Origin of the sequence: Oceanibaculum indicum P24 (genome assembly GCF_000299935.1) — a bacterium.
Taxonomy (GTDB): Bacteria; Pseudomonadota; Alphaproteobacteria; order Oceanibaculales; family Oceanibaculaceae; genus Oceanibaculum; species Oceanibaculum indicum.
Genome location: NZ_AMRL01000001.1, coordinates 180,581 through 193,263 on the forward strand (window position 1 = coordinate 180,581; position 12,683 = coordinate 193,263).

Annotated in this window: 9 protein-coding genes; 5 read left to right on the forward strand and 4 right to left on the reverse strand. The window is 65.5% G+C overall.

All coding sequences use genetic code 11. The features are described 5' to 3' along the window. Positions 1 to 2: 2 nt before the first annotated feature. Entirely contained in the window at positions 3 to 1,091 is a 1,089-nt protein-coding gene (locus tag P24_RS00860) for an anhydro-N-acetylmuramic acid kinase (RefSeq protein WP_008942790.1), read from the reverse strand. Between the two features lie 55 nt (positions 1,092 to 1,146). Between P24_RS00860 and P24_RS00865 the strand changes: the two genes are divergently transcribed. The 5 genes from P24_RS00865 to P24_RS00885 all read left to right on the forward strand — a co-directional run bounded on the left by P24_RS00865 (position 1,147) and on the right by P24_RS00885 (position 9,339). Next, positions 1,147 to 2,469 (forward strand): NAD(P)/FAD-dependent oxidoreductase, encoded by a 1,323-nt coding sequence (locus P24_RS00865; protein WP_202802334.1) that lies wholly within the window; start codon positions 1,147 to 1,149, stop codon positions 2,467 to 2,469. A 314-nt stretch (positions 2,470 to 2,783) separates the two neighbouring features. Further along, on the forward strand, positions 2,784 to 4,049 hold the full coding sequence (gene tyrS / locus P24_RS00870; RefSeq protein ID WP_008942792.1) for a tyrosine--tRNA ligase: 1,266 nt from the start codon (positions 2,784 to 2,786) through the stop codon (positions 4,047 to 4,049). A gap of 427 nt (positions 4,050 to 4,476) precedes the next feature. Beyond that, positions 4,477 to 6,264, forward strand: a complete 1,788-nt coding sequence (locus tag P24_RS00875; RefSeq protein WP_008942793.1) for an N-acetylglutaminylglutamine amidotransferase — start codon at positions 4,477 to 4,479, stop codon at positions 6,262 to 6,264. Between the two features lie 38 nt (positions 6,265 to 6,302). Continuing rightward, positions 6,303 to 8,102: an N-acetylglutaminylglutamine synthetase gene (gene ngg / locus P24_RS00880; protein WP_121219085.1), complete on the forward strand. Its 1,800-nt coding sequence runs from the start codon at positions 6,303 to 6,305 to the stop codon at positions 8,100 to 8,102. Between the two features lie 67 nt (positions 8,103 to 8,169). Further along, positions 8,170 to 9,339, forward strand: a complete 1,170-nt coding sequence (locus P24_RS00885; protein ID WP_008942795.1) for an osmoprotectant NAGGN system M42 family peptidase — start codon at positions 8,170 to 8,172, stop codon at positions 9,337 to 9,339. A gap of 12 nt (positions 9,340 to 9,351) precedes the next feature. Here the strand turns inward: P24_RS00885 and P24_RS00890 are convergent, their stop codons facing one another. From P24_RS00890 to P24_RS00900, 3 genes are all read right to left on the reverse strand, one after another. Next, positions 9,352 to 9,918 (reverse strand): CC0125/CC1285 family lipoprotein, encoded by a 567-nt coding sequence (locus P24_RS00890; protein WP_008942796.1) that lies wholly within the window; start codon positions 9,916 to 9,918, stop codon positions 9,352 to 9,354. 314 nt (positions 9,919 to 10,232) lie between these two features. Beyond that, positions 10,233 to 11,024, reverse strand: a complete 792-nt coding sequence (locus P24_RS00895; RefSeq protein WP_008942797.1) for an alpha/beta fold hydrolase — start codon at positions 11,022 to 11,024, stop codon at positions 10,233 to 10,235. A 31-nt stretch (positions 11,025 to 11,055) separates the two neighbouring features. Beyond that, entirely contained in the window at positions 11,056 to 12,552 is a 1,497-nt protein-coding gene (locus tag P24_RS00900) for a M81 family metallopeptidase (protein WP_008942798.1), read from the reverse strand. Positions 12,553 to 12,683: the final 131 nt, after the last annotated feature.

The following is a 12,683-nucleotide window of genomic DNA, read 5'->3' on the forward strand; positions in this document are numbered from 1 at the left end:
AATCAGGGTTTATGCAGCACCCCGCCCGGCAACGGGTGGGGGACGCCCGTGGTGCCGGGGAAGCTGAGCGGCAGCCCGGCAAGCGACCGCACCGCCAGATAGGCGAAGGCATGCGCCTCCAGCGCGTCGCCGTCCCAGCCCAGATCCTCTGTCGCCTGTACCGGCACGCCCAGCGCGGCGCGCAGGCCGTCCATGATGACCGGATTGCGCCTCCCGCCGCCGGTGACGATCCAGCGCTGCGGCGGTGTCGGGAACCAGTCGGCAGCCTTCGCGACAGAGGCGATTGTCAGCGCCGTCAGCGTCGCCGCGCCATCCTCCAGCGACAGCCCGTCGGCGAGGCTGGCGGAGAAATCGTCCCGGTCCAGAGACTTGGGCGGCCGGCGCTGGAAATAGGGCCCTTCCAGCACCGTGTCGATGCGCACCCGGTCTGCCTTCCCCCGCGCCGCCAGCCTGCCATCCGCGTCATGCGTGGCGCCGGTATGGCGGTGGACCCAGTCATCGATCAGCGCATTGCCCGGCCCGGTATCGAAAGCCAGCAGGTCGGTCTCGCCGCCGATCCAGGTGACATTGCCGACCCCGCCCAGATTCAGCATCGCCACCGGCCGGCCAAGCTGCGCCGTCAGTGCGGCGTGATAGGCCGGTGCGAAGGGCGCCCCCTCGCCGCCTGCCGCCACATCGGCACTGCGGAAGTCATTCACCACCTGGATGCCGGTCAGCCGCGCCAGCAGCGCGCCATCGCCGATCTGCAGCGTCCGCCCCTTGCCGGGCTGGCCCTGCGCAGGCTGATGCAGGATGGTCTGGCCGTGAAAGCCGACGACGTCGATCTCCGCCGCCTGCATGCCGGCCTCCGCCAGCAGCCGGGCAACCGCCTCGGCATGGCGCTCGGTCAGTTCCCGCTCCACCCCGGCGATATCGGCCCCTTCCGGCGCGCCCATCACGCCGCGCAGCCGCGCCCGGAAATCGGCGTCATAGGGCACGGTGAAGGCCGGCCCCAGCGTCTCGATCCGGTGCCCGTCGCTGGTCAGGATCGCGGCATCGATGCCATCCATCGAGGTGCCGCTCATCAGCCCGATTGCGGTCTTTACACTCATCTTCCCTGCCTTCGCCCCGGAAACTCCAGCCCATCTAACGGGGCTGGCGGGCAGGATGCAAGCCGGCTTCCCGACCGGTCCGGCTTCGGTTAGTCTCGCCGCCATGACGCATGCCTATATCGACAGCTATTACAGCCGCACCCTGGCTGACACGACCCGCCGTCCATCCCTCGAAGGCGAGGTGGAGGCGGATGTCTGCGTCATCGGCGGCGGCATGGCCGGCCTTGCCACCGCGCTGGGGCTGGCGGAACGCGGCGTCACCAACGTCGTGGTGCTGGAAGGCAGGCAGGTCGGCTTCGGCGCCTCCGGGCGCAATGGCGGCTTCGTCTCGGCCGGCTATTCCCGTGGCCCCGCCGCGCTGGTGAAGAGCGTCGGCCTGGAGAATGCCAAGGCGCTCTATGGCCTGACGCAGGAGGCGATGGGCGTCATCCGCCGCCGGATCGGGCAGTACGACATGCCCTGCGGCCCGCTGGTGGACGGCAAGCTGAACATCTCCTGGTTCGACCGGCCGAAGGAGCTGAAGGCCAACATCGCCTTCATGAACGAGAATTTCGGTACGAGGATGGAGTTCTGGCCACGCGCCCGAATCCGCGACCTCTATCTGTCGAAGCGCTATTACGACGCGATCTACAACCCGGACGGCTTCCACTTCCATTCGCTGAACTTCACGCGCGGCACGGCGGCGGCGTCGGAGGGGCTGGGTGTCAGGATCTTCGAGGACAGCCCGGCGACCCGGCTGGACCTCGACGGCGACACCAAGCGCGTGCAGACGGCGCGCGGCACGGTGAAGGCCAGGCAGGTGGTGATCGCCACCAGCGGCTATCTGCACTGGCTGCTGCCGCGCTTGCGCTTTTCTATCCTGCCCATCGGCACCTATGTCATGCTGACCGAACCGCTGGGCGACCGGCTGAAGACCGCGATGCGCGGCAACCATGCCGTCTCCGACAGCCGCTTTGCGCCGGACTACTACCGCGCCCTGCCCGACAGCCGCATCCTGTGGGGCGGACGGATCAGCATGGCCACCAACCCGGCCAATCTCGACCGGCTGATGCTGGGCGACATGCTGAAGGTCTATCCGCAGCTGGCCGGCACGAAGGTGGAGGTCGCCTGGCCCGGCACCATGGGCTACACCACGCACAAGATGCCGCTGATCGGCGAGCTGAAGCCCGGCGTGTGGGTGAATACCTGCTTCGGCGGGCATGGCATGTGCTCCACCACGGCCGGCGGCGAGACGGTCGCCAAGGCCATCGCGCAGGGCGACGAGAGCTGGAAGCTGTTCCGCCCCTTCGGCCTCAGCTTCGCTGGCGGCCCCGTCGGACCGCTGGCCGCGCAGACCGTCTATTGGTACTGGCAGCTCCGCGACCTGATGAAGCGGTAGGGTTTAGCCCCCTCACCCAGCTTCGCCTAATCTCGCCATACGGCTCGATAAGGCTGCGCAACCCTCTCCCCCAAGGGGGCGAGGGAGTGCAAAGAGACTGTTTTAAAAATATCCCTCGCCCCGGAAGGGGAGAGGGTTGCGAAGGCTTGGCGAGGAACGAGCCTAGCCGAAGCTGGGTGAGGGGAGAATTAAGGACCTATCCATTATCACTAGACGTGGCCGGGTGAAGAAGCACGCCTCCCCGATTGTCGCGGTGCGCAAGCCTGTGCTACATCCCGCGTCCGACAGAAACCCCTGATTTGCCGAGTGGCGCCATGACCAGCCCTACCATCCAGCCGAAGTCCGATTTCCTGCGCACCATCGTCGGGCGCGGCTATATGCACCAGTGCACCGACATCGAGGCGCTGGACGGCGTGATGGCACAGGGTAAGCCGGTGCCGGCCTATATCGGCTTCGACGCCACGGCGGACAGCCTGCATGTCGGCTCGCTGGTGCAGATCATGATGCTGCGCCAGCTGCAGAAGACCGGCCACAAGCCGGTCGTGCTGATGGGCGGCGGCACCTCCAAGATCGGCGATCCCTCCTTCCGCGACGAGGCGCGCAAGCTGCTGTCCGACGAGGACATCCAGCGCAACCTCGACGGCATCAAGCGGGTGTTCGGCAAGTACCTCACCTTCGGCGACGGCCCAACCGACGCGGTGATGGTCAACAATGCCGACTGGCTGGACAAGCTGGAATACATCCCGTTCCTGCGGGATTACGGCCGGCATTTCTCGATCAACCGGATGCTGAGCTTCGAGTCGGTGAAGATCCGCCTGGACCGCGAGCAGTCGCTCAGCTTCCTCGAATTCAACTACATGATCCTGCAGGCCTACGATTTCGTGGAGCTGTGGCGGCGCGGCGGCGTGCAGCTGCAGATGGGCGGCTCCGACCAGTGGGGTAACATCGTGAACGGCATCGAGCTGGGCCGCCGGGTCGAGGATGCCAGCCTGTTTGGCCTGACCAGCCCGCTGATCACCACGGCGTCCGGTGCCAAGATGGGCAAGACCGCCAATGGCGCGGTCTGGCTGAATGACGACCGGCTGTCGCCCTACGATTTCTGGCAGTTCTGGCGCAACACGGAAGATGCCGATGTTGGCCGCTTCCTGCGCCTGTTCACCGAACTGCCGCTCGACGAGATCGCCCGGCTGGAAGCCCTGGAAGGGGCGGAGATCAACGAGGCGAAGAAGGTGCTGGCCTTCGAGGCGACGAAGCTGTGCCACGGCGCGGATGCCGCGAACGAGGCCGCCGAAACCGCGCGCCGCACCTTCGAGGAAGGCGCCACTGCCGAGGGCCTGCCGACCGTGGAAATCCCGCAGGCGCAGCTAGCCGCCGGCCTGCCCGCTTATGAGGCGCTGCGGATTGCCGGCCTCGCGGCCTCCAATGGCGAGGCCCGCCGGCTCATCAAGGGCGGCGGCGCCCGTCTGAACGATGCGGTGATATCCGACGAGAACGCCGTGCTCTCCCCCGCCGACCTGGCCGATGGCGTGCTGAAGCTGTCCGCCGGCAAGAAGCGCCACACCCTGCTGAAGCCGGTGTGAGGAGCTACCCTCTCTCTTTCGTCATGGTCGGGCTTGACGCGACTATCCATTGACCGAGCGAACCGCGCAGTCAGATGGACCCTCGGGTCAAGCCCGAGGGTGACGAAGAATGAGAAAACCCCCAATCATTCGATAAAATTCAATATTTTCCTTGAATTAACGGATTACCTACCTAGGTAATGTAGCAGGCAGCGCTGAGCCGTGGTGAAATCCTCCACAGCACAGGGCCGCATCGCCCGATCCCTTCGATCACAATCGACCAATCCATTACTCCATGAAAAATCGATGACGGACGCAGAAATGCGGGTTCCGACGGTTATCATTTTGTCTCTGCCAAGGCATACTGACTGTAATATTGACGGTCTTGCGAACCTTGCCTCCCGTCATCCGTTTCAAGGACACGAAACCAAGAACGGAGAACAGATAGATGTGCGGCATTGCCGGTGAAATCCGGTTCGACGATCACCCCGCTTCCAGCGCCGCGATTGCGGCGATGACCGACCGGATGGCCCCGCGCGGGCCGGATGGCGAAGGATTGTTCCTGCAAGGACGGGTGGCGCTGGGCCACCGGCGGCTGAAGATCATCGACCTCACCGAGCGCGCGCAGCAGCCGATGGTGGATAACGGCCTTGGCCTGACCGTCGTGTTTAACGGCATCATCTACAATTACCGGGAGCTGATGGCCGAGCTGGAGGCAAAGGGCTACCGCTTCTTCTCCACCGGCGACACCGAGGTGGTGCTGAAGGCCTTCCACGCCTGGGGGCCGGACTGCGTGTCGCGCTTCCACGGCATGTTCGCCTTCGCCGTTACCGAACGCGACAGCGGTCGCGTGACGCTGGCGCGCGACCGGCTGGGCATCAAGCCGCTCTATTATGCCGAGACGGCGGGCAGCTTCCGCTTCGCCTCTTCCCTGCCGGCGCTGTTGGCGGCCGGGCGGGCAGCGGGCGAGCCGGTCGATACCGATATCGACCCGGTGGCGCTGCATCATTACATGAGCTTCCATGCCGTTGTTCCGGCGCCCTACACCATCCTGAAGGGCGTGCGCAAGCTGCCGCCGGCGACGCTGATGATCATCGAGCCGGATGGTGCGCGCAAGCAGCACTGCTACTGGCGGCCCAGCTTCACGCGCCGCGCCGAGGAGGCCAATCTCAGCTTCGAGGACTGGCAGGAAAAGACGCTGGACGCGCTGACCCTCGCGGTGAAGCGCCGGCTGGTTGCCGACGTGCCGGTCGGCGTGCTGCTGTCCGGCGGGCTGGATTCCAGCCTTGTCGTCGGGCTGCTGGCCAATCTGGGACAGCAGGATCTGAAGACCTTCTCCATCGGCTTCGAGACAGTCGGCGAGGAACGCGGCGACGAGTTCCAGTATTCCGACATCGTGGCGAAGCATTTCGGCACCGACCATCACCAGCTTTTCGTCGATTCCAGCCGCGCCCTGCCGGAGCTGCAGAACTGCATCGCCGCCATGGCGGAACCGATGGTCAGCCACGACGCCATCGGCTTCTACCTGCTCTCCCAGGAGGTGGCGAAGCATGTGAAGGTGGTGCAGAGCGGCCAGGGCGCCGACGAGGTGTTCGCCGGCTATCACTGGTACCCGCCGCTGATGAACAGCAACGCGGCGGTGGAGGATTACGCCCGCGTCTTCTGCGACCGTACCCATGCGGAATTCGGCAAGGCGGTCGATCCGCGCTTCGTGGATGGCGACCACAGCCGCGCCTTCATCGCCGAGCATTTTGGCATGGCCGGCGCCGATACGGCGGTGGACAAGGCGCTGCGCCTCGACACCACCATCATGCTGGTCGATGACCCGGTGAAGCGCGTCGACAACATGACCATGGCCTGGGGTCTGGAGGCGCGCGTGCCCTTCCTGGACCATGAGCTGGTGGAGCTGGCCGCCCGCATTCCGCCGGAGATGAAGGTGGAAGGCGACGGCAAGTATGTGCTGAAGGAGGCCGCCCGCAAGGTCATCCCGAAGGAGGTGATCGACCGGCCGAAGGGCTATTTCCCGGTGCCGGCGCTGAAATATCTGCGCGGACCTTTCCTGGAGATGGTGCGCGACGCGCTGACCTCGCAGGCCGCGCGCGACCGCAAGCTGTTCAACCCGGACTATGTCGAGACCTTGCTTAAGGACCCCGACGCGCATCTGACGCCGCTGCGTGGCTCCAAGCTGTGGCAGTGCGCGCTGCTGGAACTCTGGCTGCAGCAGAACCAGGCGTAAGCCCGCTTCCGCGAGGGAGGACAAGAGGAATGACCATCATGACCGCCAGGACCAATCCCCGCCCCGCCCCGCCCCGCCGTCAGCGCGGCGGCAACGAGCGGCTGCAGCGCCACACCGCCGTCAGCCTGCGCGAGGCCACGCGCCAGGGCGACCGCATCAAGGGCGAGGACTGGCCGCGTGACGCCGCCATCGATTGCGGCTGGGGCCGGCTGATCTTCGCCCACACCTTCACCGATGGCGACAGGCTGGTGGAGCTGCTGCGCGAGGAACCGGCGGGCCGCCGCGACATCGCCTTCTATGTGCATGAACCGCATGTCCTGCTGGCGAAGGCGCCGCAGGCGCTGTTCCTCGACCCCTCGCACACCTACCGGCTTCAGATGTCAGCCTATCGGCCGGCACGCCGCCGCCCCAAGGGCTTCGCCGTGCGCCGCTTGCGCACCATTGCCGATGCCCAGGCGGTGAACGACATCTATGCCGGGCGCGGCATGGTGCAGGTCGATCCGGCCTTCTTCTGGACCAACCGGATGAAGAAGCATCTGACCTTCCTGGTGGCCGAAGATCTGGCGACCGGCAAGGTGCTGGCCGCGGTCACCGGCATCGACCATGTGAATGCCTTCAGGGACCCGGAAAACGGCAGCAGCCTGTGGAGCCTGGCGGTCGATCCGCAGGCGCCCTATCCCGGCATCGGCGAGGCGATGGTGCGCCATCTGGCGGAGCATTTCGCGGCGCGCGGGCGGGCCTATATGGACCTGTCGGTGATGCACGATAATGACCAGGCCATCGGCCTCTACGAGAAGCTGGGCTTCCAGCGCGTGCCGGTGTTCGCGGTGAAGACCAAGAACACGATCAACGAGAAGCTGTTCGCCGGCCCGCCGGTCGAGGAAAATCTGAACCCCTACGCCATGCTGCTGGTGAACGAGGCACGGCGGCGCGGCATCGGCGTCGAGGTGCTGGACGCCGAGGGCGGCTTCTTCAAGCTGACCCATGGCGGGCGGTCAATAACCTGCCGCGAGAGCCTGTCGGAGCTGACCACTGCCGTCGCCATGAGCCGCTGTGACGACAAGGCGGTGACCCGCCGCCTGATGGAGAAGGAAGGGCTGCGCGTGCCGGCCCAGCGCACCGCCGGCGACACCAAGGCCGATATCGCCTTCCTGAAGGAATACAAGTCGGTGGTGGTGAAGCCCGCGCGCGGCGAGCAGGGGCGCGGCATCAGCGTCGATGTGCGCGGCGTAGAGGAGCTGAAGACCGCCATCGAGACGGCGCGCCGCACCTGCGACACGGTGCTGATCGAAGAGCTGGTACAGGGCGAGGATCTGCGCCTGATTGTCATCGGCTTCAAGCTGGTGGCCGCCGCTGTGCGCCGACCGCCCTCGATCACCGGTACCGGCCATCATACGGTGGAGCAGCTGATCGAAAAGCTGAGCCGCCGCCGTGCCGCCGCGACCGGCGGGGAAAGCCGCATTCCGATGGATGTGGAGACCGAGCGCTGCGTCGCCATGGGCGGCTATGAGCTGGACAGCATCCTGCCGGAGAACGAGACGCTGCTGGTGCGCAAGACCGCCAACCTGCACACTGGCGGTACCATCCATGATGTAACCGACCAGTTGCATCCGGCGCTGGTCGATGCGGCGGTGAAGGCGGCGCGGGCCATCGACATTCCGGTGGTCGGGCTGGATTTCATCGTCCCCAGCGCGGCCCGGCCCGATTACGCAATCATCGAGGCGAACGAGCGGCCCGGCCTCGCCAATCACGAGCCGCAGCCGACGGCGGAACGCTTCATCGACCTGTTGTTCCCGCAGACCGCCATCGACCGCTGGCCGCCAAAGGACATGCGCTAACGGGAACAGGAAAGACGGAGAACCGTCGCAAACCCAACGTCAGGGAACCGAAACCACAGGGGATATCATGCACAAGCCGACCATCGACATGGCCTATCTGAAGGGGGTACTCAGCGAGCTGTTGTGCATTCCCAGCCCGAGCGGCTTCACCGATCAGGTCGTGCTGTTCGTCAGCCGCGAACTGGAGCGGCTCGGCATCGCCTACGAGCTGACACGGCGCGGCGCCATCCGCGCCGACCTGCCGGGCCGGCAATACAGCCCCGACCGCGCCGTGGTCAGCCATCTCGATACGCTGGGTGCCATGGTGAAGAACCTTAAGCCGAATGGCCGGCTGGAGCTGGTGATGATCGGCCACTGGTCGGCCCGTTTCGCTGAGGGCGCGCGCGTCACCCTGTTCACCGACGACAGCGCCTATCGCGGCACCATCCTGCCGCTGAAGGCTTCCGGCCATACCTTCAACCGCGAGATCGATACCCAGCCGGTCGGCTGGGACCATGTCGAGCTGCGCATCGACGCGCAGGCGGAAAGTCGCGCGGACCTGGAGAAGCTGGGTGTGAATATCGGCGACTATGTCGCCATCGATCCTCAGCCGGAATTCCTGGAGACCGGCTACATCGTCTCGCGCCATCTCGACAACAAGGCGGGTGCTGCCGTCATGCTGGCCGCCGCCAAGGCGGTGAAGGAAGCGGAGATGGAGCTGCCGATGGACTGCCATCTGCTGTTCACCATCTCCGAGGAGGTGGGATCGGGTGCCTCCGCCGTGCTGCATGGCGACGTGGCGGAGCTGGTCAGCATCGACAATGGCACCACCGCCCCCGGCCAGAATTCGCGCGAGACCGGCGTGACCATCGCGATGAAGGACCAGACCGGCCCGTTCGACTATCACCTGACGCACAAGCTGATCGGGCTGGCGAAGGATCATCGCATCCCGCACCAGCGCGACGTGTTCCGCTATTACCGCTGCGACGGCGCCTCGGCGGTGGAGGCCGGCAATGACATCCGCACAGCGCTGCTGACCTTCGGCATCGACGCCTCGCACGGCTATGAGCGGGTGCATGAAAGCGCGCTGGAGAATCTGGCGGAGCTGATCACGCTCTACATGCAGAGCCCGGCGACAGCGAAGCGCGATTCGACGCGGCTCGGCGGCGTCGAGGGCTTCCCGGAGACCCAGGGCGCCGATATCGACCCCAACCTGCTGCCGCACGCCTTCGGCGCCGGCAGGTCGGACGACGACTGATGGGTTGAGGGATCAGCGCGGCTGCGGGTAGCGGACCGTCGGCCCCAGCTGTTCGATCACGGTGCGGGCATCGTAGGATTTCGGATCGTCCTTCGGTGTCCGCCCCTTGAAGATCAGGATATCGGCATAGGCGCGGTACCGGTTCTGCGCGTAGCTGTTGGTGTTCCAGCCCATGCCATAGCCATAGCTGCCGGGCCAGCGGCTGCCATAGACGCTGTAGCCGCCCGGCCAGCCGGCATTGCCGTGATAATCGGTGATGCGCTCGATATCCTTCTCGACCAGCACGAAATGGTCGCCATCACGCTGCAGCGTCAGCTCGGCGGCGCGGTAGAGCAGGTAATTCTCCACCGTCTCGCGCGGCGTCACGTCATTGCCGTAGAAGGTCACGCGGAACCGGTTGCCCTCGATCTGCTGCTCGGAAAAGCCCGTCGAGCTGTCCAGCCGCGGCTTGTAGGGCGTCGGCTGCGCGCAGGCGGCGACCAGCAGCGCCAGCCCGGTAACCATTGCCAGCTTGGTCAGCGCCAGCTTCGTCACGGTGCCTTTGGTGCCGGCGGCAGAAAGAAATGTGCCAGCGCTCATGCTTGCTCTCCCGGTAAACAAATGCTGCGAGCCGTTCTTAACACACAATGTAGGCGGCAACTAAGGCATTCCAAGGGCGATGCCTTTTCCCTTGTACGCGGCAGCGGGAGAAATCCGTCGTGGGAAGTAGTTTCCTTCCCCTTCTTACCCTCTCCCCTGGCGGGAGAGGGGAGCCAGCCGCCTTATGCTTCGAGACGCCTGCTGTGCAGGCTCCTCAGCATGAGGTCACCAGGTGGCGCCACCGGTAATCCAATGCTCCCCTCGTCCTGAGGAGGCCCGCAGGGCCGTCTCGAAGTACATGGGGTGAGCGCCCCTCACCCCTCCAGGAAGCCGGTCAGCACCTCGCGGAAGCGCTCCGGGTGGACGGCCGGGTAAAAATGTCCGCCATGCGGCAGGATGACCGTCTCGGCGTTGGGGATCAGGCGGCCCAGTTCCTCGCTGAGATAGGCCGGCGTCACCATGTCGTCGCGCGCGCCGAACACCAGCGTCCTGTGCTGGATCGTCGGCACATCCTTGCGCCGGTCGTGCGCCATGATGGCGGCGATGCGCGACTTCACGATCTCCGGCACCGGCACCTGCTTCGCCGCCGCCTCGTCGGTGATCAGCCCGGCATCCGGATTGTCGCGCAGATGGTCGCTGGGCAGCATGAACAGGATGTTGGCGCGCAGATAGGCCCCCGGCCCCATGCTGTCGAGGATTTCCGTGCGCACCCGGAACAGCTGCTGGAAATAACCGTCGAAGCCGGCCCAGGTGGCGCTCAGCACCAGCCGGTCGATGCGTTCCGGATGTTCAAGCGCAATATGCTGGCCCATCGCCCCGCCGGTCGAATGGCCGGCAAAATGCGCCTTGTCGATGCCGAGATGGTCCATCAGCGCCAGCACGTCATCGGCCATCTGCGGCACCGAATACTCAATCCGGTCCAGGCTGCTGCGCCCGGTGCCGCGATGATCGTGCAGCACGACCTTGTAGTGCTTCGACAGTTCCGGCACATGGACGTTCCAGAAGGTGGCGCTGCCCGACAGTCCGGCGGCGAGCACCAGCGGCGGCCCGTCGCCATGCACCTCGTAATAGAGCTTGGCACCGTTGGAGAGCGTCAGTTCGGCCATTTCTGTTCCTCTTGTCGTGCCAGGTTGGGACTTAGAAAACCACTTCGTCGAGCGGCCAGATCGGCCGCCGCAGCTTCTTGAAGTCGAAGCGCGACCAGTCGTGCGAGCACAGCGAGCCGGAATCAACCGCGATGACCTTACGGGAGATCGGCTCGAAGGCGGCACGGAAATGATGCGCGCTCTTCACCACGATGACGCTCTTCTTCAACGGATCGATGCCGTTGGTCAGGAAGGCCTGATGGTCGGTGGTCTGCTGCCGGTTGCTGGTGACGACGATCTCGATGCCGCCAACCTCCAGCACCATGGTCGGGCCCATCTGCATGACCACGCCCTTCCACATCGGCCCGTCATGCACAAAGCGGCCATCGCCCAGATGCTTTACCACGCCGGTGCACTTGATCGGCGCACCGAAGGCCGGATCGGTATGGCCGCCCAGTTCGACCGTGATGCTGGCGCCAACACCGGCCTTCTGGCCGGCCTGCACCGCCGCCGGATCGGTGATCGGGCAGAAGCAGGCATTCTTCACCCCGGCATCGAGCAGCGCGCGCAGCAGGTTCGTCGTGTCGCCATAGCCGCCACCGCCCGGATTGTCCGTCGGGTCGGCGATGACCAGCGGCTTGCCGGTGCCGTCATCGCCCTTCAACGCCTCGGCCACCGCGACGTCCAGCGTCTGGTAATGCACGGTCTGCTTGTCGCGTGTGTCCCAGATCTCGCGGATCAGCGTATCCAGAATATCCTTCGCGCGCCGCGTCACCGCCGGATTATGGCTGATCGACACGGACGGGCCGGCCATGTGGATGTCCGACCACTGGAAGCCGGCATGGATGGAGATGGCGTGAATGCCGGTCTCCTTCTCATATTCCGCGGCCCTGGCCAGCAGATCGACCATCGGGCCAACGCCGGCGCTGGTGCGGCCATGGTCGCAGCCATCCAGCGAGGGCGGGCGGCCGACGATGCAGCCAAGCTCCAGCCGGCCCTCCATCATCTCATTCACCAGGTCGGCGGCCTGCACCGCGCGCTCGAACTGGTCGATATGCGGATAGGTGCGGTAGGCGATGATGGCATTGGCATTCTCCGCCATCGCATCGCTGACATTGGCATGCAGATCCAGCGTGATGGCGATCGGCACGCGCGGGCCAAGCCGGCGGCGCAGCGCCTCCAGCAGCGCGCCTTCCGCATCATCCTCCGTTTCCGTCACCATCGCGCCATGCAGGGCGAGGCAGATGCCGTCCACCGGTCCCTGCTTGTCCAGCGCATCCAGCACGGCGCCCTTCAGCATCGCCCAGCAATCCGCCGTCACCTTGCCAGACGGGGTGGCGTTGGCGGCGACCGCGTTCACCGTGGTCCAGCCGAAGCGCTCGGCGGCGTCGATGAAGCCGCCAAGCTCCGTGCGGGTGCCGCGGAACTGCCCGACAATCTCGTCACCGATGCCCAGATAGCGGCGGCGATAGGCCCCCTCATCTGTCGGCAGCAGGCTGAAAGTGTTCGTCTCGTGCATGATCTGGGCAATGAGCACACGCTTGGACATGGCGATCCCTGGATTTGGTGTTTGTGTACCGGCCTTTGCGCCTTGACGCCGGCCCGGCGCTTGCGGGCATCATGCTACCGACAGAAAACAAAGTCGTCAGCAAACTTTACAACTAAGTGACGGCAAATCTT

Coding starts and splice junctions, on each gene's coding strand:
- P24_RS00860 (WP_008942790.1), bottom strand. CDS start 1,091: ATGAGTGTAAAGACCGCAATCGGGCTGATGAGCGGCACCTCGATGGAT.
- P24_RS00865 (WP_202802334.1), top strand. CDS start 1,147: ATGCAAGCCGGCTTCCCGACCGGTCCGGCTTCGGTTAGTCTCGCCGCC.
- tyrS (WP_008942792.1), top strand. CDS start 2,784: ATGACCAGCCCTACCATCCAGCCGAAGTCCGATTTCCTGCGCACCATC.
- P24_RS00875 (WP_008942793.1), top strand. CDS start 4,477: ATGTGCGGCATTGCCGGTGAAATCCGGTTCGACGATCACCCCGCTTCC.
- ngg (WP_121219085.1), top strand. CDS start 6,303: ATGACCGCCAGGACCAATCCCCGCCCCGCCCCGCCCCGCCGTCAGCGC.
- P24_RS00885 (WP_008942795.1), top strand. CDS start 8,170: ATGCACAAGCCGACCATCGACATGGCCTATCTGAAGGGGGTACTCAGC.
- P24_RS00890 (WP_008942796.1), bottom strand. CDS start 9,918: ATGAGCGCTGGCACATTTCTTTCTGCCGCCGGCACCAAAGGCACCGTG.
- P24_RS00895 (WP_008942797.1), bottom strand. CDS start 11,024: ATGGCCGAACTGACGCTCTCCAACGGTGCCAAGCTCTATTACGAGGTG.
- P24_RS00900 (WP_008942798.1), bottom strand. CDS start 12,552: ATGTCCAAGCGTGTGCTCATTGCCCAGATCATGCACGAGACGAACACT.